We start from the raw sequence: 24,063 nt of genomic DNA on the forward strand, positions 1-24,063 counted from the left end.
GCTCTAACCTAACCGCCTTGCCGGATGCCCCACTGGTAGCACGTCCACAATTCGTTGCGTGATCGGTAGGAGTTTCTCCACAGATTCTTCCTCGCCGATGCTCACCCGAATTCCGGAGTTCGGGAACGCCCTGGCGACGATACCGCCGGCGAGAAGGGTGTCGTTGACGGCATCCGTCGCATCTCCCGTGGCGAGCCAGACAAAGTTGCCCTGCGCGGCGGGCACGAACCAGCCTTGCGCTGTAAGCGCGGCGTGGAGCCGGTCGCGACGGTCGGCGATTTCGGCAACCCGGCGAAGGAGTTCGTCCTCGCGCTCGAGCGACGCGAGAGCTGCGGCCTGTGCCGGCTGGGTCACCGAGAGCGGGATGGCGGCGGCACGGGCGGCGTCGAGAATCTCCACGGGTCCGATCGCCCAGCCGACGCGGAGACCTGCGAGGCCGTATGCCTTGGAGAACGTGTGAAGCACGACGAGGTTCGGGTACCGGCCGGTCAGCCGGAGCCCCTGGACGGCGTCGGCATCGGTGACGAACTCGGCGTATGCCTCGTCGAGGAGGACGAGCACATCGGACGGCACCTGGGAGAGGAACTTCTCGAACGCTGCGGCACTGACCGTGGTCGAGGTCGGGTTGTTCGGCGAGCACACGATCACAACACGGGTGGTGGCGTCAACGGCGGCGGCGAGCGCGTCGAGGTCATGGGACCCATCGGCACGGTTGGGCACTTGCACGCTCGTCGCTCCGGCGACGGTGACGAGGCCGGGATAGGCTTCGAAGGAGCGCCAGGGGTAGACGACGGTGTCGCCGGGGCCAGCCGCTGCGGCGATGAACTGGCTGAGGAGCGCGACCGAGCCGGAGCCGACGTGAATATTCTCCGGCGTGACGTCATTGCGGGCGGCGAGGACCTCGCGCAGGGCGAGAGCCGAAGCATCCGGATACCGGTTGAAAGCGCCGGAGCCGACGACGGCGTCGAGGACGCCGGGCAGCGGCGGGAACGGGTTCTCGTTGCTGGAGAGCTTGAATGCATCGGCGGCCGCTGGTCTGCCTTGCCGGTACGGCGGGCTGGCGAGAATTTCCGGGCGGAGCTTGACCGCGGGCACGACGGAGGGTTCGTCGGCACTTGCTGGGGTAAACGTCACGCACCGAGTCTAGACAGCACCGATTTCCGGGATCGGCATGCTGGCACAGTTGCTAGCACACGCCGCCTGACGAGGCCGGGCCCTCGCGCCTGCCTGACGGGGCTGCCATCATGGTGCGATGGCCAGATTCCTGCTCCGCATCGTGCTCAACGCCGTCGCCATCTGGCTGACGACCTTCCTCGTCGCCGGGGTGAACGTGACCCCCTACCCGCCGGGTGACACCCTCGCGGTGGTCCTGACCTACCTGCTCATCGCTTTCATCTTCGCGATCGTCAATGGGGTCATCGGAACCCTCATCCGGATCGTGGCGTTCCCGCTCTACATTCTCACCCTCGGTCTCATCTCGTTCATCGTGAACGGCATCCTTCTTCTCCTGGTGGAGTGGATCATGTCGCCGTTCGGCTTCGGGCTCGAGACCGACGGCTTCTGGTGGGCGGTGCTCGGTGCCCTCGTGATCAGCATCCTCAACGCGATCTTCGCCATGCTGCTGCGGCCGCAGCTCAAGGAGCGCCGCCGCCGTCGCTGACCCTCACTACGGGTCCCGGACCCGTTCGGAGCGGTACAGGGTGGCGGTCCCGCCCGCTGCACCGAAACCGGCGAGGGTGTTTCGCAGGGGATCCAGGCGCGGGTCGGTGGAGTCATCGATGAGCGCCGCCGTTTCGGCGTAGCTCGCCATGTGGTGGGCGCTGCCGAAGGTGGCGCCGAGAGGTGGGCCGGATTTGTCGTACAGCGAGCGGGTCACGACCACGCGTTCTCGCCCGTCTGCCGGGTTCCCGCCGAGCGCGGGTGTGACGTCCTCGGCGTGTTCCACGGCGACATGGGCGATCGAATCGTTCATCGGGATCTGCCCGGTCGGGGATCCGAAGGTCACGACGCTCTCGGTGGAGTACACCTCGGATGCCGCGATTCGCGCGGCCACGAGACCGCCCTGGGAGTGACCGAAGAAGCTGACCGGGTCACCCGGTTCGATACCCGCGTCTTCCATCGCCTCGACCGTCGCCTGCTGCGCGGCGGTGTCTCCGCCGGAGATTCCCGCCAGGTTGCTCGACATGTCAAAGGGTTCGCTCCCTCCGGTGGAGAAGTCGCTCGTGCCCGCGATGTACACCGCATATGAATCTGTGCCGTTCTCGGACGGATAACGCTCCACCCTCACTTGTGGCTTGCCTGACCCGCTCGTGGGGATCCGGCTGGCTGCGTCTGCGAGGTTGACCGGTGCCGCTACAGCGCCGACCGACGAGCGGCTCATCGTGAGTGGGGCATGGGTGTAGGCATTTCGTCCGGCCAGAATCAGGAGCGATCCGGCCATCGAACTGAGGCCGACGATGCCTGCGCCCTCATCGCCGAGGAACCGCGCGGTTTGCAACGGCACCCCGACGAGGCCCATCGCGAAATCGTCGGCGGACGACACCAGTGTGCGAACGACAGCGACGAACTCAGGGGTGCCGAGCACATCGGCGTGTTCGGCGAGCGCCTCCATCACCGGTTGTCCCACGACGGCAGCAAGACGACGGACCTCTGGATGCTGGGACAGCAGCAGGGCGACAACGGCAGCCGGCGCGAGCGGAAGGCTGCCAAGAATCAGGTTACGGACGTAAGCGCCTGCGAAAAAGGAGCCGAGGGCGGCGAGGCCGGTCCAGGCATCCGTCAGGCGCTGCTCCCCCGCTGCATAACGGTCCGCCGCCCGTTCGATGAGGAGCCGGAGTTCCTCGGACTCTGCGGCGAGGTCCTGCAGGATGGCGGCAGCGCGGGTCAGGTCCGCTTCGGCGAACCCGAAGGGTGCAGCTTCAGCGGACCACTGGGTGACGCACCGGGCGATCGCGGCCTCATGTGACCAGGTGCGCGCATCGCCGGCGAAAGCGACGAGCGTTGCGGCAACGAGAAACAGTTCGTCGGTCTCGACGCTGATCCCTGACCCGCTGCTCACGTCGATGTCATCGGACATGGTTCTGCTTTCCGGCGGGATACCCGACGTAATCCCTCGAAGCGAGAGCGGGTACGAGCGAGGAGGATACGGCGTGGGCATGATCGTGCGCCCGGTCACACTCGGCGAGAGCTGCCTGAAGCGCCGCTGCCGCCCGGGCGAGCGCGCGCTGCAGGGCGGTCACGCGCCGGTCATACAGCAGTCGTGACGGTGCAAACCAGGAGAGCGATGAGGCGGAATCCCGCAGTCCGCGCTGGGCGTCGGTGGTCCGGTCGAGCAACTCGACGATACGGCGGCGTTGCTCACTGAGAATCTCCAGTACCCGCGCAAGGGACACGTCGCTCGGCGCCTCCCCAACGATCCCTCCTGTGTTGCCGATCATCCGTTCCTCCCGCAGTCCCGAGCCGGCACTTGCGGCTCCACATCCATGGTCCGGGCGTCCAGCACGCGCAGAACCCTGCGGTCACCCTCGGTGTGAATCCGACCCAAGGCGGCCGGGTGTGAGGGACTGAACCCACAAGCGCGTTAACGGGGGGCTGCCGGGAGCGGACCCAGCAGTACAGAATGGGGGGATGATTTCCGACCCGGTCCCTACCGAGGTCCAGCCCTTCCGAGTGTGCTTCGTGTGCGCGGGCAACATCTGCAGATCCCCGATGGCAGAAGTTGTCTTCCAGACGATGGTGAGGAAGGCCGGCCTCTCGCGGTATGTGGAAACCTCGTCAGCTGGCACCGGTGACTGGCATGTCGGCGAGCAGGCCGACTCGAGAACCCTCACCGCCCTCGCGCGCAGCGGGTACGACGGCAGCAGGCACCGGGCGCGGCAGTTCAACCCGGACTGGTTCGACAGCCTCGACCTCGTTGTCGCCCTGGACAGTGGCCACGACCGCATCCTCCGGGCCTGGGCGCCCACCGAAACCGACCGCGGCAAGGTGACGCTCCTGCTCAGTTTCGACGACGAACAGAGCTCCCTCGCCGACGTTCCCGACCCCTACTACGGCCACGATGAGATGTTTGACCGAGTATTGGGCATGATTGAGAGGGCGAGCCGTCAACTTTTTCGACAGCTTGAACCGGCAATTCGACAGGGAGCCATTCGATGACAGCACTACCCGCCCAGCCACTCAGCCCGCTCGACGGTCGTTACCAGTCTGCGGTCAGCGGTCTCGGCGAGTACCTCAGCGAGGCGGGCCTCAACCGGGCACGGGTGCAGGTCGAGGTCGAATGGCTGCTGTACCTCACCTCCCACAGCATGTTCGGTTCCTCCCCGCTGACCCCTGAGCAGACCGAGTCGCTCCGCGGGCTGTACCTCGAGTTCGGCCAGGCCGACATCGACTGGCTCGCCGAGAAGGAGGCGGTCACCCGCCACGACGTCAAAGCCGTGGAGTATCTCGTGCGTGACCGGCTGGCATCCCTCGGCCTCGATTCGATCGCCGAGCTCACCCACTTCGCGTGCACGAGCGAAGACATCAACAACCTCTCCTACGCGCTGACCGTCTCGGCAGCGGTACGTGAGGTCTGGCTGCCGAAGCTGCGCGGCGTCATCGACGTTCTGGGGAACCTCGCTGTCGAACACCGGGCGGATGCCATGCTGTCACGCACGCACGGACAGCCCGCCACCCCGACGACCATGGGTCGCGAACTCGCGGTTGTCGCCTGGCGGCTCGAGCGCATCCTCGCCCAGGTCGAAGGCACCGAGTACCTCGGCAAGTTCTCCGGTGCGACCGGCACGTTCGCCGCGCACGTCGTCGCCGACCCGACGGCCGACTGGACCACAATTTCGCGCGAGTTCGTCGAGTCGCTCGGACTGGTCTGGAACCCGCTGACCACCCAGATCGAGTCGCACGACTGGCAGGCGGAGCTCTACAACCGCGTGTCGCACGCGAACCGTGTGCTGCACAACCTGGCCACAGACGTGTGGACCTACATCTCGATGGGGTACTTCCGCCAGATTCCGCAGGCCGGCGCGACGGGTTCGTCGACGATGCCACACAAGATCAACCCGATCCGGTTCGAGAACGCGGAGGCGAACCTCGAGTTGTCGAGTGCCGTCCTCGATTCCCTCGCTGCCACGCTCGTCACCTCGCGGTTGCAGCGTGACCTCACCGACTCGACCACCCAGCGCAACATCGGGGTCGGCTTCGGCCACTCCCTGCTGGCGCTCGACAACCTCACCCGGGGACTCGGCGAGATCGACCTCGACCGCGACGCACTCGCCGCCGATCTCGACTCCAACTGGGAGATCCTCGGCGAAGCGATCCAGACCGTGATCCGTGCCGAGGTTGTCGCCGGCCGTTCCTCGATCTCTGACCCGTACGCGATGCTCAAGGAGCTCACCCGCGGCAAGCGGATCGGACGCGACGACCTCGTCGCTTTCGTTGAAAAGCTCGACATCGGCGACGACGCGAAGAGCCGGCTGCTCGAGCTCACCCCCGCGAGCTACGTCGGCCTGTCCGACGAACTGGTGAACCGCCTGCCGTAGCTTCCGTGCTGCGCCGCGCGCGGCATCCGGGGTCTTTCTTCTCCCGGATGCCGCGCGTACCCTGTTTTTCAGGGAGGAGATCATGCGCACAACTGCAGGTGAGCGGATCATTATCCGCGGGCAGACGGTCGGTGCGCCCGACCGTCACGGTCAGATTCTCGAGGTTCGGGGCGACGAAGGACAACCGCCGTATCTGGTCAGATTCGACGACGGTTACGAAAGCCTCGTCTACCCGGGACGGGATTGCGTGATCGAACACTCGTCGACCGCCGGTTGACCTGTTGGGCTGTTAGTGCCCGTGGTCCTGTTCGTCGAGGTCTTTCTTCTCCAGGTCACCGGGCTTCACACTGAGCGCGAACATCGCGATACCGACGAGCGTGACGATGAAGGCGATGCCGAAGAAGATCGCCGCGAGAACGATGTCGCGGGTCGACATGAGGACGATCAGGCCGGTGAACGTGCCGGCGACGACCGCGAACACGAGCAGTTCGATCGGCTTCAGAATGTCGCGGCGGCTGGGTTGGGATTGACTCATGAGTGCGACTCCGTTTCGGGGGCCACTCGCCCACTCGCATCGGTGCCCCACTTGAGTGAGAACCCTCCGATCGCGAGCAGGACGGCGACGATAGCGGCGTAGGCGCCGAAGGTTCCGACCGAGACGATCGATGCGGTGAGACTCCGATCGACTCCATCCGGGCCGGTGAAGTGCTGGTCGAGGCTCTGCGGCACGAGCAGGAAGGCGACGGCGAGGAGCACGGTGACGCCGCCGATGGTCATCCAGTCGCGCGCGAGGGCGGAACGGCCGCGCAGGCGGAACCCGCTGTACAGTTCGAGCGCGCCCGTGAGCAGGGCCCAAAGAAGGACGACCGCGAAGAAGGCGGGCTGGCCACCGATCGGGGCGAGGACGAGTGCCACCGCTCCAGCGACGAGGCTCAGGATGCCCTGGGCGATGAAGCTCCGTCGCGTCACGCTATCCGCGTCGAGCACGCGAGTGCCGGCGATCTGCACGAGGGCCGTGACGACGGCGAACCCGCCGAAGACGGTGAGGCCGAGCGACGCCGAGTGGTCAGACGAGAACGTGATCACCATGCCGGCGACCGCGGCGACCAGCGCACGGAGGACCGAGACGAGCCAGTACCGTGAGCGCGACTGCGCAATGCCGTCGGGAATGACGGGAGCGGTTGTGGCCACGGGGAACGTCGCTTTCTGTGGAGGCAGTGGAACCTGTCCAGTCTACGCCGCGTAGAACTTGCTCCTGCCCGGTGCCTCGATGTCGAGCGTGGGGCGATGATCAGGCCGGCGCGAGGTCCGCGAAGCGCGAGTAGTGGCCATGGAAGGCCACGGTCACCGTTCGGGTGGGACCGTTACGGTGCTTCGCGACGATGAGGTCTGCTTCTCCCGCGCGCGGGTTGTCTTTCTCGTACGCGCTTTCGCGGTGGAGCAGGATCACCATGTCGGCGTCCTGCTCGAGCGAGCCCGACTCTCGAAGGTCGCTGATCGCGGGCATCTTGTCTGCGCGCTGCTCCGGTCCACGGTTCAGCTGCGACAGGGCAATGACCGGAACCTGAAGCTCCTTCGCGAGCAGCTTGAGAGCACGCGAGAACTCCGATACTTCCTGCTGGCGGCTTTCGACGCGCTTGCCCGAGGTCATCAGCTGCAGATAGTCGATCACGACGAGCTTGAGCCCGACGCGCTGCTTGAGCCGACGGCACTTCGCCCGGATCTCAACGAGCGTCATGTTGGGGCTGTCGTCGATGTAGAGCGGAGCATCATTGATGCGCCCGCGAACGGCGGCGAGTTTGTTCCAGTCGCGCTGGTCGACGGTTCCCTTGCGCATGCTCTGCAGCGGCACGGAGGCCTCGGCCGCGAGCAGACGCATGGCGATCTCGCTGCGGCCCATTTCGAGAGAGAAGAAGATCGACGGCTGGTCGTTTCCGATGGATGCCGCTCGCGCGAAGTCGAGAGCGAGCGTCGACTTACCAAGCGCCGGTCGGGCAGCGACGATGATGAGCTGCCCACCGTGGAATCCGTTGGTGAGGTCGTCCATCTCCGAGAATCCGGTCGGCACGCCGACCATCTTCCCGTCGGTCCCGTTTGCCGCTTCGATCTCCTCGAAGGCCGTTCCGACGGCTTCGTTCAGGGGAACGTAGTCTTCGGCAGTGGTCGAGCCCGTGACACCGTAGATCTCGGCCTGTGCCGTGTTGACGAGGTCGAGGACCTCACCCTCACCGGCGTAGCCCATCTGCACGATGCGGGTTCCTGCTTCGACAAGCCGCCGCAGGAGTGCGCGCTCGGCGACGATGGACGCGTAGAACCCGGCGTTGGCCGCGGTCGGCACCAGGCGGGTCAGGGTGTGGAGGTAGTCGGCTCCGCCGGCACGGGACAGCTCGCCTGTCTTGATGAGCTCGTCGGTGACGGTGATGACGTCTGTAGGCTCACCGTGCGAGTACAGCGAGAGGATCGCGTCGAAGATGATCTCGTGCTTGGGAATGTAGAAGTCGACACCGCGCACCGATTCAACGACATCGGCGACGGCATCCTTCGACAGGAGCATTCCGCCGAGGGCCGACTGCTCGGCGAGCATGTCGTGGGGCGGGGTGCGGTCGGCCCGGTACTCGCTACGGTTTTCACCGGCGGGTTGCTGGTCTGAGAGACCAAGATGGGCGATCGACACGCGTTCCTCCTAGTGCGGCTGGGACCGGCGAACCGGCCGGCGCATAACCGTCTTTGCTGAAATACAGCCAATACCCGACCACCGACACGGGGCCTTCGATTTCGGCTGCGCACGCCGGTGGGAACCTGCGCTGCCCCACACTATGAGCCCGATGGTCCTTGCACAAACAGCCCTGTGGATAACACTGTGCATAGATTGCAGGAAACGCCGTAAGCCGTGTGCACAACCTGTGGGAAACTCTGTGGAGAAAAAAGAAATTGTGCTACATTTTTACGCGCTGACCAGGCGTTATCGGTTCCACGCCCTGTGGGTATAAAACTGTTTAGACTCCGTGTTGAACCTTGCGTAACCGCGTGTTTGCCTGTGTACAAAAAACTTGACGCGGCGCTCGCAATGGGTGTACGAATCGGCCAACCGGGGGTCAACCGGAGCAGTAGGCGCTTCCGCTTAACGACCTGTAGCGACGGGCCGGAGCCCGTCGCTACAGAGTGTAAAGATGCCTACTTGGCAGCAACCACCTGGAGGGTGATAACCGCGCTCAGGTCATCGCGAAGGCGAACAGTCGCCTCGTGCTGACCGACCGACTTGATCGGAGTAGAGATTTCGACCTTGCGCTTGTCGATCTGTCCGAGACCGGCAGCAGCGACGGCATCCGCCACGTGCACCGTCTTGACCGAACCGAACAGGCGGCCTTCAGCGCCAGCCTTGACGGCGAGCTTGACCTTGGTGCTCTCGAGAGCAGCCTTGAGCGCCTGAGCCTCTTCGAGGGTCGCAAGCTCGCGCGCTGCGCGCGCGGCCTTGATCTGCTCGACCTGCTTCTCAGCACCGCGGCTCCACGCAACGCCGAAGCCCTGCGGGATCAGGTAGTTACGTGCGTAACCGTTCTTGACCTCGATGATGTCGCCAGGTGCACCGAGACCGGTGACCTCGTGGGTGAGGATGAGTTTTGACATATCGGAGTTCCTTACCTGCCGGAGCCGGCGTAGGGAAGCAGTGCCATCTCGCGTGCGTTCTTGACTGCACGTGCGATGAGACGCTGCTCCTGAACCGAAACGCCGGTGATGCGGCGCGCGCGGATCTTTCCACGCTCGGAGATGAACTTGCGGAGGGTGGGGACATCCTTGTAGTCGATGACCCCAACGCGGATTGCCTTCGCGGGAGCGAGCGGCTTGCCGCCCTTACCACCGCGGACAGGCTTGCGGCTTGCGCCGCTAGACTTTCCAGCCATTTGAATTCCTTAGGTGTATTGCCGGAGCGGGAGCCGAAGCCCCCGCCCTGGCGGAGAAGATGTTAGAAGGGGGTGTCGTCGCCGTAGGAACCGGGTGTGTTCCAGCTGTCGCCAGAACCCGATGCCATTGCGCCGCCGGCCGGAGCGGCCGTCGGAGCGCTGGCCGCCCATGGCTCGTCCTGCTGGACGGCTGCGGGGCCACGGCCGCCGCCTCCACCAGAGGACTGCGCACGGGTGACCTGTGCGGTGGCGTAACGAAGCGATGGACCGATCTCGTCAACTTCGAGTTCGATCGAGGTGCGCTTCTCGCCTTCCTTCGTTTCGTACGAACGCTGCTTCAGACGCCCGGTAGCGATGACACGGCTACCCTTGGTGAGCGATCCGGCGACATGCTCGGCGAATTCACGCCAAACGCTCGCGCGCAGGAACAGTGCTTCGCCATCTTTCCATTCACTCGTTGCGCGGTCGTAATTGCGCGGAGTGGATGCGATGGTGAAGTTGGCAACGGCCAGTCCGTTCTGCGTGTAACGCAGTTCGGGGTCTGACGTGAGGTTGCCCACCACGGTAATGACGGTCTCGCCGGCCATGAGGACTAGGCGTCCTTTTCGGCGGGCTTCGCGTCGGCTTCGGCGGGAGCGGCGTCGGCAACTGCCTTCGTCTCAGCCGCTGCCGGCTTGGCGTCGGCCTTTGCCTTGGTGGCAGCAGCCTTGCGGGCTGCCTTCTCCTCGGCGCGCTTGCCTTCGGACTCGACGAGAGCGATAGCTTCTTCGGCCCGCAGCACCTTGGTGCGCATGACGGCTTCCGACAGCTTCAGCTGGCGGTCGAGCTCGACCGTTGCTTCGCTCGTCGCGGTGAAGTCGACCACAGCGTAGATGCCTTCGGTCTTCTTGTTGATTTCGTAAGCCAGTCGACGACGGCCCCAGATGTCAACCTTGTCGATGGTTCCACCATCGTTGCGGATGACATTAAGGAACTTATCGAGACTGGGAGCAACGGTGCGCTCGTCAATCTCGGGGTCGAGGATAACCATGAGTTCATACTGATGCGTCACTAACCCACCTCCTTCGGACTCGAACGGCCGCAGACGATCTGCGGCAGGAGGGTAATAGCATCGTTGCAACGTGCGGGAGCAGAGTGCGCACACACGGGCAACCTGAGTAGCTTACCGGAAAGTGAGCCGTGCTGGCTACCAAAGCCCTGGCATCCGCTCTCGGGGTTCACCCGAAGTGAGAACGCCCCCCGTCAGCCCGCGATTGCCGCGTTCGCCGCGCCCTCGGCCTGCTTGAGCCCGACAGCGGGGTCGATCGTGCCCGAGAAGATGTCCTGGAAAATCGGGTCGAACTCCTCGAACGCCTTGCCGTAGTTGGCGCCCTTCGGCGACGGGATCGGCTTTTCGCCATCGATGACGTCGAAGAACGGCTCGACGGAGACGCCCTCCTTCTTCCAGTAGTCGAAGTAGGACTTCTGTGCGTCGGTCACGGCGGGAACCGCGGACCCTGACGCCGCGAGAGGCTTGACGCCCTCCGCGGAACCGAGCCAGGTGAGCACCTTCTCGATCGCAGCCTGCTTCTCCGATTCGGCGTTTCCGGCGACGACGACCCCGTTCGTGACCGACACGCGGCCAGAAGGACCGCTCGGCATGGGAGCGACGCCCCACTCGAACTCGGCATCATCAGCAACGTTCTTCAGGTTGTAGAGGCCGGACTGGAACATCGCCATCTTGCCCGCGATGAAGGCGTCACGACTGAAGTCGCTGTTGGTGTTGGTCTCGGATGCTGCTGGTGCGACCTTCGCGGAATTGATCGCCGTCACGAGGTACTGGAAAGCCTCGATCGACTTGGGATCGGTGAACGCGAACTTCTCGCCCGCCTGGAATTTTCCACCGTTCGAGCCGATGAACGGGAGCATGATCGCCTGCGTGTCGTAGGCGAGGTTTGTTCCGTACTGCACCGCGGTGCCGTCGAAGTCTGCGGATGCCGCGGATATGCCTGCCGCGTCGAGCGTGAGTGCCTTCGCCGCCGGCAGGAATGTGTCCTTCTCGGCGTCGGGTGACCAGGTCAGATCCTCGAGGTCTTCGGGGGTGAATCCGGCCTTCTCGAGCAGCTCGGTGTTGTAGTAGACGGCGACACCGGCGTCATAGAGCTGAGGTACGCCCCAGAGCACGTCGTCTCGGGTGAACTGGCCGACGACACTGCCCTCCCACTCGCTGGCGGAATCCTCTCCGAACACCTGGTCGACGTTGACGAGCTTGCCGGCGTCAGCGTACGCGCCGAAGTATGAGTTGTTCAGCCAGAAGAGGTCGTCCATGGTCTTGCTGGCGACGTCAGTACGCAGCTCGGTCCAGTAGTCGCCCCACTCGACGACGTTGACCTCGACGTTGATGTCGGGGTTGTCCTCTTCGAATGCATCGAACGACTCTTCGTACGCCTCAGCGACGGTTTCGTCCCACAACCGGAATGACACGGTCGTCACCTCAGTGGGCGTCGCCGGTTCGGGTGCGCATCCGGTGAGAACGAGGGCGGATGCCGCGACAATCGTCGCTAATTTCGTCAGTCGCTGAGCCATTCGGGTCTTTCTGTCGCCTGTTGTACCGAGTTGGAGGCTAGCAGTTATGACCTGAATGACCCTGATCCGACCCTGAAAAGTAAACGGATGCCGCGAGCTCAGTCCTGGGGAATGGCGGAGTTGTTGCCCGGCGTCGCGTGCGGGATTTCCTCTTCGGCCTCGTGTTGCGGGGAGGTGATCGGGTTGCCGGGTGTTGTGTATTCCGCGTCCCCTTCGGCGTCGTCCGCACCGCTGAGAGGTCTGCCCGTAGTGGCGTGCTGGCGGTCCTCTTCGGCGAGGTGCTGCGGCGAATCGATCGGGTCGCCGGTGGTCGTGTAATCGGCGTTCTTGTGCTCGTCGCCACCGGTCGGGCGAACGACGGGCTCACGGGCACCGTGCTCGTCAGCGGGCACAACTGGCTCGACGTAATCGTCGTTGTTCGTGTTGTTCGTCATGCCGCGACGCTACGCCGTACGCGCAGGGGCATCAAGGCCTTGCGGCGGCTGCGGGTTTCGGGCAGGCAGAGGGCCTCAGGCACAGAGCCGACATGGTCGGCGGATGCCGTGCCCCCGGTATCCGCCGACCATGACGTTTTTTAGGCGCGCAGCGCCAAACTCGGGTCGATGACCTCGACCGGGACGGTGTTGAGCAGATCCCGGATGCTCTGGTCGAGGGTGAGCTTCTGCGACACCTCGACAGCGCGGGCAAGGTCCGGCCCGCTGAGTGCGACATAGACAGGGTCGACGTGATGCACGTAACCGATCTGTCGGCCGTTCACCACAACTCGTTCGACGTCGTTTTTCAAGTGGTCAAGCGACACCTCGACGTCGGTGTCGACCTTGCCTGATTCGAAATGCACGTGGAGGTTCCATGTCGCATCGATCTTCTGCGTGCGTCGATCTGACGTCTTCATCGGTTCCCCGCCTTCCTGCCACAACCACGTGGCGCCCCAGACACCCAAACTAGGGTCAATACGGACTTTGTGTCAGGGGGTTGACGGAACCGTCGCCGGAAAATAATGCGAGCGTCATCCGCCAGGGGTGGAGCGTTTACCGAACGTCAGGAAGCGCCGAAGGTCGCGTCGAGCGCTGCGTGCAGGTCCCCCAGAATGTCGTCGGCATCTTCCAGGCCGATCGAGAACCGGAGGTGACCCCACGTGCGGAACTCCTCGGGGTAGAAGGCCACCCGGGGGCCGGCATCCGCCCCACCGGCGACGTGGACGATCAACGATTCGTCGTGCCCGAGTGACACCGCCGAGGTGATCACCCGGAGGTTCGAGACGAACCGGTCCTGCATGGCCGCGTCGCCATCAACGGCGAACGCGAGCATCGCCCCGAATCCCTGGCCGGCGAACTGGCGGGCGGCGACGTCGTGCTGCGGATGCTCCGCCAGGCCCGGGTAGGCGACGAACGCGATCCTGTCGTCGGCCGCCAGGAATTCAGCGACGCGCTGCGCGGTCGCCTGATGCTGACGAAGACGCAGCGGCAGAGTGACCGAGCCACGCATGATCAGCCACGCGTTGAACGGGGAGATGACCCCGCCAACGTCGACCATGGCATCCGCCTTGATGCGGGTGATGAGCTCGCGGCTGCCGATGACGGCACCGCCCATGGCGTCGCCGTGCCCGTTGATGTATTTCGTCAGCGAGTGCACGACGAGGTCGGCGCCGTGCTCGAGCGGGCGGAACAACGGCGGAGGCGTGAACGTCGAGTCGACGCTGAGCAGCACGCCGGCTTCCCGCGTCAGTGCTGCGATGGCGGCGATGTCTGTAACCTTCGTCGTCGGGTTGCCGATCACTTCGACGTGAACGAGCGCGGTTTCCGGGCGAATGGCTGCCCGGACTGCGTCCGGATCCGCAGCGTCGACGAATGTGGCAGTGATGCCGTACTTCTCCGGGAGGAGCTCGGCGAACAGCCGGTAGATCGCTTCATAGGTGACGTCTCCGACGACGACATGGTCCCCGGACTTGAGCACGGTGAAGAACACGGCGTGCAATGCGGCGACTCCGCTGGCGAGAACGACGGCGTCCTCACCGTGTTCGAGTGCCGCGAGCTTGGCTTGAAGGCCCAGTTGGTTGGTGCCGGAGTTGCGCGTGTACAGCGGAACATCCGTTCCCGACCAGCTGATCGTTGAGGCGTCCTCCGGTAGGGCATACGAGTTCGCCATCACGATCGGTGTTCGAATCGCGCCGGAACCCGCGTCGATCTCGTTGCCCGCGTGCACCGCCTGACTGGCGAAGGACAGGGTGGCGGGGTCGTGCTTGTTCGGACGGGGAGCAGTCATGCTCTCAGGCTATTGCCCGCCGAACAGAGCTCCGAGGATTATGAACGAAACGAACACCGCAGCGACGAGAAGGCCCGTGAGCAGCAAACGCGGCTGAGGCAAGCGACTGCCCTCGGGCGCGATCACGTCCCACCCGCGGTTCCCGACGCGCTCGTCGCGGTAGTTGACCGTCCGTTTCGCGGTTCCGGCGCCCACAGTGTCGAGGATCCTCTGGATCCTTGCCCACTCCTCCGGGTCGGCGAGAGCGAACGGGCGGGGGCGATACAGGTAAAGAACGTCATCGACGATCTCGATATCGAAGTCCGCGCCCTCGTCGATGAGCACGGCCATGAGGTCCGGCGTCAGCAAGTACAACGCGTCACGCTCGTACCCGGGAGGACAGGTCAGCCGGAAGTGGTCGCTGAAGTCGCCCTCGAGGTCGATCGCTCCCTGGCCCGCGTACGGGTTCTCGAGTTCCCGGCCGCGGATGCCGTTGTTCGCAAGCGAGTCGAGGACGATGTGCGGGAACCGGCGCGGCAGCGTCAGCTCGACGAAGCCCCACAGGTGCTGTTCCGCGCCGCCTTTTGGGAGGACCTTCTGGTAGCTGAGGTTCCCAACCCGCCACCGTCGCGGGCGGGCGAACTCGACGACGTCGAAGCTGCGGCGACGTTCCCCACGACCGAAGATCATCCCGGGGCTCACGGCGGTGTCCATCGACGCGGTGAAGCGTGCACCGTTGCGCTCAGCGAAGCGGAACAGTCGCAGGCGATCCCGCCATAACCGGGCGCCGAACCGCGGCCAGCGGAAACGACTGAGGATGAGGATGTTGCCGAATGTGATCACAGCGCCCACGAGCGCGACGATCACGGAGCGGAAACCGAACTCCATCGTCAGCAGCATGATGCACGGGACGACCGCGAACGGCACCGCGAACAGCGCAACGAGAGCGGTGGTCAACCAGGCGCGGGGACCGGGCGATGCGGGGTCGAGCGTGGGCATTTCGGCGCCGGGCAGCGTGTGCCGGAATATCCGGAGTTCGTCCCGTGTCACCGAAGTGGACAACGGTTCGAGGTTGAGCCCCGGCTCGGGAATCACTCGCCGGAGTTTCGCGCGACCCACCAGGCATGCAGGCGGCGTTCCGCCTCCTCTTCGCCGAGCGGGCCCTCATCGAGCCGCAGTTCGAGGAGCCAGCGGTAGGCCTCCCCGACCTCACGGCCGGGTTTGATCCCCAACACGCGCTGGATGGCGTTGCCGTCGAGGTCGGGTCGCACCGCCTCCATCTCTTCCTGCTCGCGCAGTTCGGCGATTCGTGCTTCGAGGTCGTCATAGGCGAAACCCAGTCGGTCGGCTTTGCGCCGGTTGCGGGTCGTGACGTCGGCCCTCGTGAGCATGTGCAGCCGCTCGAGCAGGTGTCCGGCGTCACGCACGTACCGGCGGACGGCGGAATCCGTCCACGCACCCTCGGTATAGCCGAAGAAGCGCAGGTGCAGTTCGATCAATCGCGAAACATCCCGAATGGTGTCGTTGTCGTACCGAAGCGCGGTCAGTCGCTTCTTCGCAAGCTTCGAACCGACCACGTCGTGGTGGTAGAAGCTGACGGCTCCACCGGGTTCCAGCCGTCGGGTTGCCGGCTTGCCGATGTCGTGCAGCAGGGCGGCGAGGCGCAGGATGAGGTCGGGCGCCTCACCGGGGTGGCGGGACTTCTCGTACCCGATCGCCTGTTCGAGCACGGTGAGCGAGTGCTGGTAGACGTCTTTGTGGTGGTGGTGTTCGTCGATTTCGAGCCGCAGGGCCGGGACTTCGGGCAGCACGATCTCCGCCAGGCCCGACTCGACGAGCAGTTCGATCCCGACGCGCGGGTTGTCGGTGAGAAGGAGCTTCGAGAGTTCCCCCTGCGTGCGTTCCACTGAGACGATGCGGATGCTGTCGGCCATCGCTGTCATCGCGGCTTGCGTTTCGTCGTCCACGACGAAGCCGAGCTGGCTGGCGAACCTGGCCGCCCGCATCATTCGCAACGGGTCGTCCCCGAAGCTCACCTCGGGGCTGCTTGGAGTCCTCAGTGTCTGTGCCAGGAGGTCTTCGACCCCGCCGAACGGGTCGACCAGCCGGACCTCGGGGATGCGCAACGCCATCGCGTTGACGGTGAAGTCTCGCCTCTTGAGGTCGGGTTCGAGGCTGTCGCCGAACGCGACGACCGGTTTGCGCGTGACGCCGTCGTAGGCATCCGCCCGATAGGTCGTGACCTCAACGGTGTCGGTGGACGTCCCAGCTCGAACACGCGCTCCGATGGTGCCGAAATCGCGCCCGATGTCCCACTGGGTCTCCGAGATCGGGGTGACGACGCGCAGAATCTCGTCGGGAGATGCGTTGGTCGTGAAGTCGAGGTCGCTCGTGAGCCGACCGAGCATCGCGTCCCGCACCGGGCCGCCGACGAGGGCGAGTTCGAAACCGGCGTCGGCGAAAGCGGATGCCACCTTCGAGACGACCGGGGAGGCGGCGAGTTCCGACAGGCGCACCAACGACTCTGCCATGCTCACCATGGGCTCAATCGTAGCGGGCGCTCGCACGCGCGCCGCGGAGCTGGCGGTAGTGGATATCCGGCACGCCGTGTCGACCGGTCGAGGAACGACGTGCCGGAAAATCCTCCTGCTGAGGGAAACAGGGTGTTGTGCGGGTCATGCGACACCCTGTCCAAGCTGCCCCGCAGGGACAATGCGCAGCATGATCCGCACTCTAAGTCTGGCGTCTGGGTGCTCAGGGCACACTAGGGAATCTCCCTAGTTCCCCTCGATCAGCCGGCGAATTCCGCGACGCGACGACAGACCGAGCTTCGCCAGCACGTTGCCCATGTGATATTCGACGCCCTTGACCGACACGAACAGCTTGTTGGCGACCTCACGGTTCGTCAGTCCCTCGGCGGCGAGGTGGGCGACCTCGCGTTCACGGCTGCTGAGTACGGCGAGCGGATCCGGCGCGTGTGTCGCGGCGGGCGCGAGTGCTTCACCGAGGAGCTGCTGCCACCACGATCGCTCGATATAGCTGTGGACACCTGATGCGGACAACGCACGGCGCGCAAGGAACACCGCGGTGGCGGCCTGACCGGTTGCCTTCGCATCCACCGCCCTGACGAAGTCAGCGAGAAACCGGTAGCCGCTCGCGTGCTGCTTAGGCGGGACGGCCGCTGCTTTACCGAGCCACTCCCTGGCTCGACCGTGGTCACCCCGCGCTGCAGGGACGAGGCCCGCAACGGCATAGGCGGATGCTCGCGCCCACGGGTGCTCCACGTCATCCGCGATGGAGGCGGCTGCCGTGGCGGCAGCGGCGGCAGCGTCCCAGCGTCCGTCGCGGAAGAGTGCTAGGGAGAGGTTAATCCGTCCGAACGGTGACATATCCGGTCGCGCAACATCGGCGAGCGCGATTCCGTCCTCAAGGTCGCGGATCGCCGCCTTCAGGTCGCCCTGTTGCCTGAGCAGAAACCCGTGGGTCAGCAGCAGAACCGTGTGTTGGGGCCGGAATCCACTCCGCCTGCCTTCTGCAATGAGTTCGGCAACGCGCTCCTGATCGGTATCGGGCAACCCCGATTGCCAGGCGGCGAGCGCCCGCCACGACACGGCGTTGGACTCAAGCTCGTCGAGATCGATTGTCACGATCGAGGGCTGGTGGGCGTGCTCGCGCAGGGCGGGTAACTCCTCGAGAACAGCGGTCGAGGAGCGAATCGTCGCGGGGAAGTCGTCGAGGAGGAGGGCGGTCGCTGCGAGAGTCTGGTGGGCGACCGCTTTCATCGTTCGAGCACGGCAATTCACGTCTGGGCCGGCTTGAGCGGCCAGGGTGAGGTGCGTCTTGGCCGTGACAAAATCCCCCGCTGCCAGGGCGATATTTCCGAGCAGAACTTCCCGTTCGGGTCCGGAGCTGAGGTTCTCGAAGTCTGACCGGGCGGTGAGAAGAAGGTCCGGCCGGCGAGCGGCTATTGCGTGCACGCCCGCGTCGATAATGCGTTCTTCCCGAACCGACGGGTCGCTGCTGAGCAGCGCGGACCAGAGTGCGTAACGAACGGCCCGATCCGCCTGATGGGTCGCTGCGGCGAGCCGGGCTGCCACATTCAGATCGTCAGCAAGCTTGTCATCGGGTCCTGCTGCTGCGTGAGCCCGGTGCGCGAGTCCACGGTGACCCGTGATCACCTGCCCGGCTGCCGCGTTGAGCGCCTGGCGCGCCGTAAGGGCCAGGTCCGATACGACAACGGCCCGCACCCTTTCGTGCTGCATGACCACGGCAGAACCGTCTACAGCCACCGAGACGAGCCCTGTCCCCACGGCCTCATCGATGTCGTGGGCGGTGATCGAGTAGCCGCCGTACTTATCAGCCACCGCAGCGATGTCCGTGATTGTGGCGGTGTCGTTGAGAACCGCCACGATCTCGACAACCGCGCGTGCCGCTTCTGACACGCCCTGAAGTGTGTCGAGGGTGAGCGCGCGATAGCCAGGCGCAGCTGGCGGCGTCCCGAGCAGCATCCGGTCGAGAGCGGCGAGCGGATCGCCCGCCGAAACAACCTGGTTGAGCAGCGTCTGCACGTGAAGGGCATTGCCGTCGGTCGCGGCGACGAGCTTCGTCACGAGCCGGCGCGGTGCTGCACGGCCGGTCCGGCGGGCGACGATTTCAGCGATCGAATCGGCCTTGAACCCACCGACCGGCAGGCGGATGCCACGATGTTCGTCGGCGACGAGCAAACGCATCCGTTCAAGGAATGGGGTGTCGTCCGGGCGTGCAGCGATGATGACGAGCAATCGGTCCCGGAAAGACCGCCGGCCGGCGAACCAGAGGGCCTCTGCTGATCGCTGGTCGAGCCACTGCGCGTCGTCGATCGTCACGCAGGTCGCGCCCTCGCTGCTGTCGATGAGGTTCAGCAGCGCCGCTCCGGCGACGAGGGTCGGAACATCGGGAGAGATGCCGCCGCGGAGCACCGGGTCGAGGGCATCCTGCTCGTCGATACCCCGAAGCAGCTGGTTGAGCACGCCATACGGTAGATCGGTTTCGTTCTCATCCGCCGTGGCGGATCGCAGCGGCCAATGCGGAACAGTGCGGACCGCGGCCTCAAGCAACGCCGACTTGCCGAATCCCGCTTCTCCTTCAATAAGCACGAATTGCGCGCGGCCTTCGCGCACGCGCGCAACGGCGCGGGCAACGCCGGCGAGCTGCCGATCACGGCCGATCAGGGTCGGCGGGACGGCAGCATCCGGAGGCAGTCGGGTAGCTGTCATGGGAGTATTCAGCGTAGAGAGCGGCCCGTGCGGCCGCTATCCCTTTTACGGGGAGGTCCGCGTGGGCTAAGCGGCGGTCAGAACTGACGCTCTTGATCGGCTGAATCCGGCCCTGGCGCGTGCACCGCATACCAGCGACCTCCGTCGCGCACCGTCACTGTCCAGGCGCCGGCATGGACGAACGCGGCGAGCGCCTTGACGACGTCGGCACCCACCCGCCAGCCCTGGCCGACGTCGTCGGCGGCGTACCGGACAACGATGCGAGGAGCACCCCGGACGATGGCCAGATCGGATGCCTCGACCACGGCGCTCCGGGCAGCGGCGTCAGCAGCGAACGGCAGAACGGACTCCGGTGCGACCCCGGGTCGCAGGCCGCCGATCGTGACCGTGACGCGGAAGGAAGGCATCCGGCAAGCGTAGGACGAGCGCGCGGGCTCCTGCCACCGTTTAGGGTTGCACGGTGGCATCTTCCTCTTCGAATCCCTCCCGTGCGGACACTCCCCTCGCCCCCACCGTGTGGCAAACACTCCGCAACCCGCGGGCGTTCAGCGTCGAAGTGCTCGCCGGTGTCGTCACGACTCTCGCCCTGATCCCCGAGGTCATCTCGTTCTCGGTGATCGCCGGGGTGGATCCCAAGGTGAGCCTCGTGGCATCCGTCGTTCTGGCGATCTCGATGTCGATCCTCGGCGGCCGCCCGGCGATGATTACCGCAGCGGCCGGTGCCGTCGCCCTCGTTGTTGCGCCGCTCGTCAAGGAGCAGGGTGTCGAGTATCTGCTGCCCGCCGTGATCCTCGCCGGGATCATCCAGGTCATCTTCGGAGTGACCGGGCTCGCCCGGCTGATGCGATTCATCCCGCGCTCGGTAATGATCGGGTTCGTCAATGCGCTTGGCATCCTCATCTTCACCGCGCAGGTGCCGCACCTCCTCGGCGTGCCGTGGCTGGTCTACCCACTCTTCATCCTGACTGTGCTGATCGTGCTGATCCTGCCCCGGTTCACGACAGCAGTGCCGGCCCCGCTCGTCGCCATCGTCGTTGCAACGGCGATCACGATGATCGCCCACCTCTCCGTTCCCACCGTCGGCGACGAGGGAGACATCGCCGGCGGTCTGCCCGGGATCACTCCCCTGCTTGTTCCGCTCAACCTCGACACGCTGCAGATCATCCTTCCGACCGCCCTGAGCGTGGCGTTCGTCGGCCTGATGGAGACACTGCTCACGGCGAAGCTCGTCGACGACATCACCGACACCCGCTCGGCGAAGGGCCGCGAATCGTGGGCCCTCGGAATCGCGAACATCCTCGCCGGCTTCTACGGCGGTATCGCCGGCTGCGCGATGATCGGCCAGACCGTCGTCAACGTGAAACTCGGCAGGGCGCGCACCCGCATCTCAACGTTCGTCGCTGGGATCTTCCTCCTCCTTCTTGTCACCGTGCTCAGCGACGTCATGGAGCAGATCCCGATGGTCGCCCTCGCTGCAGTCATGATGATCGTCGCCATCACTACGGTGAACTGGCACAGCGTCACCCCGTCGACCCTCAAGCGGATGCCGGTCCCCGAGACTCTCGTCATGCTCACCACCGTCGGCGTCGTCGTGATCACCCACAACCTCGCCGTCGGTGTCGCAGCTGGCGTCGTCCTCGCCATCGTTCTGTTCGCCAGGCGGGTGGCTCACGTCATCCGGGTGGATCGCGAACCCGCCGCCGACGGCTCCTCGGTTCGGTACACCGTGAGCGGTCCGTTGTTCTTCGGTTCGAGCAACGATCTCGTCGAGCAGTTCTCCTACGGTGTCGACCCGGCCCGCGTGGTCGTGGACTTCAGCGCGTCACAGATCTGGGACGCATCGACGGTCGCCGTGCTCGACTCGATCCAGTCGAAATACACCGCTCACGGCGCTGCGGTGGAATTTGTCGGGCTGGACGAACGCTCGACCGTGCTTCACGGTCGTCTCACCGGAAAACTCGAGTAGCGGAGTACTATCCGCTCACGGTGAAGGTCGCGGTGAGACCGAACGACAGCCGGAACGGCGCCCCGGAGGCCAGCCACAGCGATGTGAGCTCTGCCGTGCCGAGCGTCTGCGCTCGAAGCTGCACCTGAATCGTTCTGTCTCCGAATCCGACGGTGAGCACCGGCGTCTGCTGCACGCGCGCACGTGCGGTTCCGTATGCACGGTGGCTGACGGCATCCGCATCTGATGTGTCGCCCGCACCGGCGCTGACGAGGTAAAACAGTTCGGCGATGTAATGGTGGACACCGGGTGGCTCATTACCGTCACGGTATCCGGTGAAGTCGTCGCGGTAGAGGAACACGTTGAGGGATGCCCCGGACACATCGCTCCGCGCAGCGTCCAGCGTTCGGGCGGTGACCTGCAGATTGGTGGGGGCAGCGGCGAGCAATTCCTGCACAGCAAGCGTGGTCGCTGCGATCGCTTGCCCGTAGGTATCAAGGCTGGGCATGTCGATCTCCGTGGTCCGTGGCGGGGCACATCCGTTTGTCGATCGAACGCTACTCCGAACCGCAGCATGGCGAAAGGCGTCGCGGCGTTTCAGCCGGTCTGCGTATCGTCGGCAGTCAGGACGACGAAAGGAATTCTCATGGAACAGCAGCACCCGACCGAAAACGGCAACGAGACACTGCCTCCACTGCCCGACCAGGGACAGCGCGACGGCAGCTACGAAGAGGCCAAAAACGAAGGCACGGCGGATCAGTCCTCGCTCGAGGACGCACCCAACGACGGAACGACGGCGAACTCGGGGCAATCAGGCTCTGACACGTCAGTTGACGGCGCCGACGACGAGGGCGGCACTGCCGCTTCCGGCCAGGCCGGAACGTACAGCGAGAAGGGCACGGATGCCGTCGATACGACGGTTCCCGTCCAGGACTGAGCGGTGGGACGCATCCGCAGGCACGTCTGGGTGCGCGGTCGCGTCCAGGGCGTCGGATTCCGGTACTGGGCGCGGGGTGAGGCCGAACAGGCCGGCATCTCGGGCTGGATAAGAAACCGTCCGGACGGAACCGTCGAGGCAGAACTCGAAGGGCCCGTCGCCGCGGTGGAGGGCATGATCGATGCCCTCCACCGCGGGCCCGGCGGGGCCGTCGTCGACGCCGTCGAGGCGTCCGAGCGCGACGCGGAAGGAGCGTCGACGTTCCGGATGTTGCCCGACGCCGAATGACCCCTCAGCCGGCTGGGCTATCGTCCGGGAACACCCGTTTGTATGATCGCCCGTCGGCCAGTTCAACGGTTTCGGCCCGGAGGCTTCCGCGGGTGATCCGGAGGTAGATGGCTTGTGCGCTCACACCGAATCGGGCGGCGGCCTCGGCCACGGACAACCCGGGAAGGTCGGTGGGAACGCTGCTCGGTCGCGCGGCCCGCTTGCGGCCAGCCTCGTGACGTTCGGCGATTTCGGCATCGGTGCCCTGCCAACGCCACTTCGCCGCCGCTGGCTTCAGCCCAGCGGCCGCGGCGATCTCCTCCCAGCCGACACCGTTGTCGCGAGCTTCACGAACGGCGGCGAGGGGAGCCGGGTCTTTCTCGAGTTCGTCGAGGAGCGAGCGGATGTCGCGGAGCCGCTCGAGAGCATCCGTCTCGTGTGCCGCGTCACCGGCACGGACTCGCTCGAGGGCGGCACGGGAAGACTTCGAAAGGTACGGCACCGGCCCATGCTACTGCGGCGCTGAAATCCCTGCGCCCACTTCGCAACCCCCTGTGTCCGTGACCACATGTGCGAAATGATGGGGTACGCCTCGACGGAAACGAAGGAGCACAAGATGGGCCGATTCCTGGTCATCGCAGCGATCGCGTTCGGCGCCTATGCGTTGGGCGCACGGGCACGAGCCCGCCAGGCGCGAGACGATGAGAAAGCGAAAAGCGTGTCCGAGTTTTGGGCGAGCCCCCGGGTTGGCAAGATACGACGCCACTTCGCGCGACAAACGAGGCGAAGCGGCCGCTCCTTCCGCCGGGCGCACTCCTGATCCCGAGCGCGGGCCTCACGACCGCCACGATTCTGTGGCGCACAATGTACGACCGGAAGGAACATGATGACTGATCCCAATGAACGTGCCGACGAGAACATTTCCGCCGCGGCGGAAAACGCGCACGAGGCCGTGAACACGGCACCCGGCGTGCCCGACGAATTGAAGGACAAGGCGCACGACGCCATCGATGCCGGTGCTGGCGCGTCGGCCCCCCTCGCCGACAAGGCCGGGGACGTGGGCGACGCTGCCGCGGGTGTGAGCGCTCAGGTGGCTTCTCACGCGGCAGACGCGACGGAAAAACTGGAGAAGGCGACGGCCGGCGCATCCGAGTCGACCCAGGAGTTCTCGACCCAGGCCTCCGACATCGCCGACAAGGCATCCGCGGCGTCGCGCGACGCGATCGACGCGGCTCGGGAAGCGACGACTGCGGCTGTCGCCGACCTGCAGCACAAGTATGAGGAACGACCGGGAACGGTCATTGCGGTTGCCGTTGTCGCCGTTGTCGCCGTGGTTGGCCTCATCATCCGGATCGCCCGGCGCTGAGTCGCCGCCGGATATCCGGCAGTGTCATCGTCCCGGGGAGCGTGCTCCCCG

The 24,063-nt window shown here is 65.3% G+C and carries 27 protein-coding genes and 1 pseudogene; 8 read left to right on the plus strand and 20 right to left on the minus strand.

The genetic code is table 11. The features are described 5' to 3' along the window. Positions 1 to 3: 3 nt before the first annotated feature. Positions 4 to 1,134 carry a histidinol-phosphate transaminase gene (locus ACWA1Q_RS13470; RefSeq protein ID WP_463758055.1) on the minus strand — a complete coding sequence of 377 codons (1,131 nt, stop codon included), beginning with the start codon at positions 1,132 to 1,134 and terminating at the stop codon, positions 4 to 6. A 118-nt stretch (positions 1,135 to 1,252) separates the two neighbouring features. Here ACWA1Q_RS13470 and ACWA1Q_RS13475 point away from each other — a divergent pair, with 118 nt between their 5' ends. Beyond that, on the plus strand, positions 1,253 to 1,660 hold the full coding sequence (locus tag ACWA1Q_RS13475) for a phage holin family protein (protein WP_463758057.1): 408 nt from the start codon (positions 1,253 to 1,255) through the stop codon (positions 1,658 to 1,660). A gap of 6 nt (positions 1,661 to 1,666) precedes the next feature. Here ACWA1Q_RS13475 and ACWA1Q_RS13480 read toward each other — a convergent pair whose 3' ends face one another. Continuing rightward, positions 1,667 to 3,076, minus strand: a complete 1,410-nt coding sequence (locus ACWA1Q_RS13480; RefSeq protein WP_463758058.1) for a hypothetical protein — start codon at positions 3,074 to 3,076, stop codon at positions 1,667 to 1,669. Next, entirely contained in the window at positions 3,066 to 3,437 is a 372-nt protein-coding gene (locus ACWA1Q_RS13485) for a hypothetical protein (RefSeq protein ID WP_463758060.1), read from the minus strand. The genes ACWA1Q_RS13480 and ACWA1Q_RS13485 overlap by 11 nt, the downstream gene beginning before the upstream one ends. 271 nt (positions 3,438 to 3,708) lie before the next feature. On the opposite strand from ACWA1Q_RS13485, the gene ACWA1Q_RS13490 reads away from it, so the two are divergent. The 3 genes from ACWA1Q_RS13490 to ACWA1Q_RS13500 all read left to right on the plus strand — a co-directional run bounded on the left by ACWA1Q_RS13490 (position 3,709) and on the right by ACWA1Q_RS13500 (position 5,811). Beyond that, positions 3,709 to 4,155, plus strand: coding sequence for a low molecular weight protein-tyrosine-phosphatase (locus tag ACWA1Q_RS13490; RefSeq protein ID WP_463758062.1), 447 nt, complete (start codon positions 3,709 to 3,711; stop codon positions 4,153 to 4,155). Beyond that, the gene (purB, locus tag ACWA1Q_RS13495; protein ID WP_463758063.1) at positions 4,152 to 5,534 is read left to right on the plus strand and encodes an adenylosuccinate lyase; all 1,383 of its coding nucleotides are present in this window, start codon (positions 4,152 to 4,154) and stop codon (positions 5,532 to 5,534) included. The genes ACWA1Q_RS13490 and purB overlap by 4 nt, the downstream gene beginning before the upstream one ends. Positions 5,535 to 5,616: 82 nt before the next feature. Continuing rightward, positions 5,617 to 5,811, plus strand: coding sequence for a DUF1918 domain-containing protein (locus ACWA1Q_RS13500; protein ID WP_463758065.1), 195 nt, complete (start codon positions 5,617 to 5,619; stop codon positions 5,809 to 5,811). 12 nt (positions 5,812 to 5,823) lie between these two features. On the opposite strand, the gene ACWA1Q_RS13505 is transcribed toward ACWA1Q_RS13500, so the two are convergent. The 15 genes and pseudogenes from ACWA1Q_RS13505 to ACWA1Q_RS13575 form a co-directional block, all read right to left on the minus strand. Beyond that, on the minus strand, positions 5,824 to 6,069 hold the full coding sequence (locus ACWA1Q_RS13505) for a hypothetical protein (RefSeq protein WP_463758066.1): 246 nt from the start codon (positions 6,067 to 6,069) through the stop codon (positions 5,824 to 5,826). Next, positions 6,066 to 6,725 carry a hypothetical protein gene (locus tag ACWA1Q_RS13510; RefSeq protein WP_463758068.1) on the minus strand — a complete coding sequence of 220 codons (660 nt, stop codon included), beginning with the start codon at positions 6,723 to 6,725 and terminating at the stop codon, positions 6,066 to 6,068. The genes ACWA1Q_RS13505 and ACWA1Q_RS13510 overlap by 4 nt, the downstream gene beginning before the upstream one ends. 100 nt (positions 6,726 to 6,825) lie before the next feature. Continuing rightward, complete coding sequence (gene dnaB, locus ACWA1Q_RS13515; RefSeq protein WP_463758070.1) at positions 6,826 to 8,208, minus strand: replicative DNA helicase; 1,383 nt, start codon at positions 8,206 to 8,208, stop codon at positions 6,826 to 6,828. A gap of 500 nt (positions 8,209 to 8,708) precedes the next feature. Next, positions 8,709 to 9,161 (minus strand): 50S ribosomal protein L9, encoded by a 453-nt coding sequence (gene rplI / locus ACWA1Q_RS13520; RefSeq protein ID WP_463758071.1) that lies wholly within the window; start codon positions 9,159 to 9,161, stop codon positions 8,709 to 8,711. Between the two features lie 11 nt (positions 9,162 to 9,172). Beyond that, positions 9,173 to 9,436, minus strand: coding sequence for a 30S ribosomal protein S18 (rpsR, locus tag ACWA1Q_RS13525; protein WP_090711605.1), 264 nt, complete (start codon positions 9,434 to 9,436; stop codon positions 9,173 to 9,175). Positions 9,437 to 9,498: 62 nt separating this feature from the next. Next, entirely contained in the window at positions 9,499 to 10,023 is a 525-nt protein-coding gene (locus ACWA1Q_RS13530) for a single-stranded DNA-binding protein (protein WP_121671937.1), read from the minus strand. Between the two features lie 101 nt (positions 10,024 to 10,124). Beyond that, positions 10,125 to 10,466: pseudogene (gene rpsF, locus ACWA1Q_RS13535) on the minus strand (30S ribosomal protein S6); the annotation flags it as partial. A gap of 212 nt (positions 10,467 to 10,678) precedes the next feature. Next, a complete protein-coding gene (locus ACWA1Q_RS13540; protein WP_463758073.1) occupies positions 10,679 to 12,001 on the minus strand; it encodes an ABC transporter substrate-binding protein in 1,323 nt (440 codons plus the stop codon). Positions 12,002 to 12,099: 98 nt separating this feature from the next. Then, a complete protein-coding gene (locus tag ACWA1Q_RS13545) occupies positions 12,100 to 12,435 on the minus strand; it encodes a hypothetical protein (RefSeq protein ID WP_463758074.1) in 336 nt (111 codons plus the stop codon). Between the two features lie 140 nt (positions 12,436 to 12,575). After that, entirely contained in the window at positions 12,576 to 12,893 is a 318-nt protein-coding gene (locus ACWA1Q_RS13550; RefSeq protein ID WP_463758076.1) for a hypothetical protein, read from the minus strand. A 146-nt stretch (positions 12,894 to 13,039) separates the two neighbouring features. Next, complete coding sequence (locus tag ACWA1Q_RS13555) at positions 13,040 to 14,263, minus strand: trans-sulfuration enzyme family protein (RefSeq protein WP_463758077.1); 1,224 nt, start codon at positions 14,261 to 14,263, stop codon at positions 13,040 to 13,042. A gap of 9 nt (positions 14,264 to 14,272) precedes the next feature. Continuing rightward, the gene (locus tag ACWA1Q_RS13560; protein ID WP_463758079.1) at positions 14,273 to 15,337 is read right to left on the minus strand and encodes a hypothetical protein; all 1,065 of its coding nucleotides are present in this window, start codon (positions 15,335 to 15,337) and stop codon (positions 14,273 to 14,275) included. Then, positions 15,334 to 16,782, minus strand: a complete 1,449-nt coding sequence (locus tag ACWA1Q_RS13565) for a CCA tRNA nucleotidyltransferase (protein WP_463758080.1) — start codon at positions 16,780 to 16,782, stop codon at positions 15,334 to 15,336. The genes ACWA1Q_RS13560 and ACWA1Q_RS13565 overlap by 4 nt, the downstream gene beginning before the upstream one ends. A gap of 237 nt (positions 16,783 to 17,019) precedes the next feature. Further along, entirely contained in the window at positions 17,020 to 19,497 is a 2,478-nt protein-coding gene (locus ACWA1Q_RS13570; RefSeq protein ID WP_463758082.1) for a helix-turn-helix transcriptional regulator, read from the minus strand. A gap of 77 nt (positions 19,498 to 19,574) precedes the next feature. Next, complete coding sequence (locus ACWA1Q_RS13575; RefSeq protein ID WP_463758083.1) at positions 19,575 to 19,904, minus strand: hypothetical protein; 330 nt, start codon at positions 19,902 to 19,904, stop codon at positions 19,575 to 19,577. Positions 19,905 to 19,957: 53 nt separating this feature from the next. Between ACWA1Q_RS13575 and ACWA1Q_RS13580 the strand changes: the two genes are divergently transcribed. Next, on the plus strand, positions 19,958 to 21,463 hold the full coding sequence (locus ACWA1Q_RS13580; RefSeq protein ID WP_463758085.1) for a SulP family inorganic anion transporter: 1,506 nt from the start codon (positions 19,958 to 19,960) through the stop codon (positions 21,461 to 21,463). Positions 21,464 to 21,470: 7 nt separating this feature from the next. Here the strand turns inward: ACWA1Q_RS13580 and ACWA1Q_RS13585 are convergent, their stop codons facing one another. Further along, a complete protein-coding gene (locus ACWA1Q_RS13585) occupies positions 21,471 to 21,950 on the minus strand; it encodes a Pvc16 family protein (protein WP_463758086.1) in 480 nt (159 codons plus the stop codon). 138 nt (positions 21,951 to 22,088) lie between these two features. On the opposite strand from ACWA1Q_RS13585, the gene ACWA1Q_RS13590 reads away from it, so the two are divergent. Together ACWA1Q_RS13590 and ACWA1Q_RS13595 are read left to right on the plus strand one after the other, a co-directional pair. Next, positions 22,089 to 22,379, plus strand: coding sequence for a hypothetical protein (locus tag ACWA1Q_RS13590; RefSeq protein WP_463758088.1), 291 nt, complete (start codon positions 22,089 to 22,091; stop codon positions 22,377 to 22,379). 3 nt (positions 22,380 to 22,382) lie between these two features. Then, the gene (locus tag ACWA1Q_RS13595; RefSeq protein WP_463758090.1) at positions 22,383 to 22,667 is read left to right on the plus strand and encodes an acylphosphatase; all 285 of its coding nucleotides are present in this window, start codon (positions 22,383 to 22,385) and stop codon (positions 22,665 to 22,667) included. 4 nt (positions 22,668 to 22,671) lie between these two features. Here ACWA1Q_RS13595 and ACWA1Q_RS13600 read toward each other — a convergent pair whose 3' ends face one another. Next, positions 22,672 to 23,148, minus strand: a complete 477-nt coding sequence (locus tag ACWA1Q_RS13600) for a hypothetical protein (protein WP_463758092.1) — start codon at positions 23,146 to 23,148, stop codon at positions 22,672 to 22,674. Positions 23,149 to 23,532: 384 nt separating this feature from the next. Here ACWA1Q_RS13600 and ACWA1Q_RS13605 point away from each other — a divergent pair, with 384 nt between their 5' ends. Continuing rightward, positions 23,533 to 24,012: a hypothetical protein gene (locus ACWA1Q_RS13605; RefSeq protein WP_463758094.1), complete on the plus strand. Its 480-nt coding sequence runs from the start codon at positions 23,533 to 23,535 to the stop codon at positions 24,010 to 24,012. Positions 24,013 to 24,063: the final 51 nt, after the last annotated feature.

The organism is Mycetocola sp. TRD_SC_2 (assembly GCF_055361225.1).

Bases quoted from the DNA above. Each gene is read 5' to 3' on its own strand.
- ACWA1Q_RS13475 (WP_463758057.1), top strand. From the start codon at position 1,253: ATGGCCAGATTCCTGCTCCGCATCGTGCTCAACGCCGTCGCCATCTGG.
- ACWA1Q_RS13480 (WP_463758058.1), bottom strand. From the start codon at position 3,076: ATGTCCGATGACATCGACGTGAGCAGCGGGTCAGGGATCAGCGTCGAG.
- ACWA1Q_RS13485 (WP_463758060.1), bottom strand. From the start codon at position 3,437: ATGATCGGCAACACAGGAGGGATCGTTGGGGAGGCGCCGAGCGACGTG.
- ACWA1Q_RS13490 (WP_463758062.1), top strand. From the start codon at position 3,709: ATGGCAGAAGTTGTCTTCCAGACGATGGTGAGGAAGGCCGGCCTCTCG.
- purB (WP_463758063.1), top strand. From the start codon at position 4,152: ATGACAGCACTACCCGCCCAGCCACTCAGCCCGCTCGACGGTCGTTAC.
- ACWA1Q_RS13500 (WP_463758065.1), top strand. From the start codon at position 5,617: ATGCGCACAACTGCAGGTGAGCGGATCATTATCCGCGGGCAGACGGTC.
- ACWA1Q_RS13505 (WP_463758066.1), bottom strand. From the start codon at position 6,069: ATGAGTCAATCCCAACCCAGCCGCCGCGACATTCTGAAGCCGATCGAA.
- rplI (WP_463758071.1), bottom strand. From the start codon at position 9,161: ATGTCAAAACTCATCCTCACCCACGAGGTCACCGGTCTCGGTGCACCT.
- rpsR (WP_090711605.1), bottom strand. From the start codon at position 9,436: ATGGCTGGAAAGTCTAGCGGCGCAAGCCGCAAGCCTGTCCGCGGTGGT.
- ACWA1Q_RS13530 (WP_121671937.1), bottom strand. From the start codon at position 10,023: ATGGCCGGCGAGACCGTCATTACCGTGGTGGGCAACCTCACGTCAGAC.
- ACWA1Q_RS13540 (WP_463758073.1), bottom strand. From the start codon at position 12,001: ATGGCTCAGCGACTGACGAAATTAGCGACGATTGTCGCGGCATCCGCC.
- ACWA1Q_RS13545 (WP_463758074.1), bottom strand. From the start codon at position 12,435: ATGACGAACAACACGAACAACGACGATTACGTCGAGCCAGTTGTGCCC.
- ACWA1Q_RS13550 (WP_463758076.1), bottom strand. From the start codon at position 12,893: ATGAAGACGTCAGATCGACGCACGCAGAAGATCGATGCGACATGGAAC.
- ACWA1Q_RS13555 (WP_463758077.1), bottom strand. From the start codon at position 14,263: ATGACTGCTCCCCGTCCGAACAAGCACGACCCCGCCACCCTGTCCTTC.
- ACWA1Q_RS13565 (WP_463758080.1), bottom strand. From the start codon at position 16,782: ATGGTGAGCATGGCAGAGTCGTTGGTGCGCCTGTCGGAACTCGCCGCC.
- ACWA1Q_RS13570 (WP_463758082.1), bottom strand. From the start codon at position 19,497: ATGACAGCTACCCGACTGCCTCCGGATGCTGCCGTCCCGCCGACCCTG.
- ACWA1Q_RS13575 (WP_463758083.1), bottom strand. From the start codon at position 19,904: ATGCCTTCCTTCCGCGTCACGGTCACGATCGGCGGCCTGCGACCCGGG.
- ACWA1Q_RS13585 (WP_463758086.1), bottom strand. From the start codon at position 21,950: ATGCCCAGCCTTGATACCTACGGGCAAGCGATCGCAGCGACCACGCTT.
- ACWA1Q_RS13590 (WP_463758088.1), top strand. From the start codon at position 22,089: ATGGAACAGCAGCACCCGACCGAAAACGGCAACGAGACACTGCCTCCA.
- ACWA1Q_RS13605 (WP_463758094.1), top strand. From the start codon at position 23,533: ATGACTGATCCCAATGAACGTGCCGACGAGAACATTTCCGCCGCGGCG.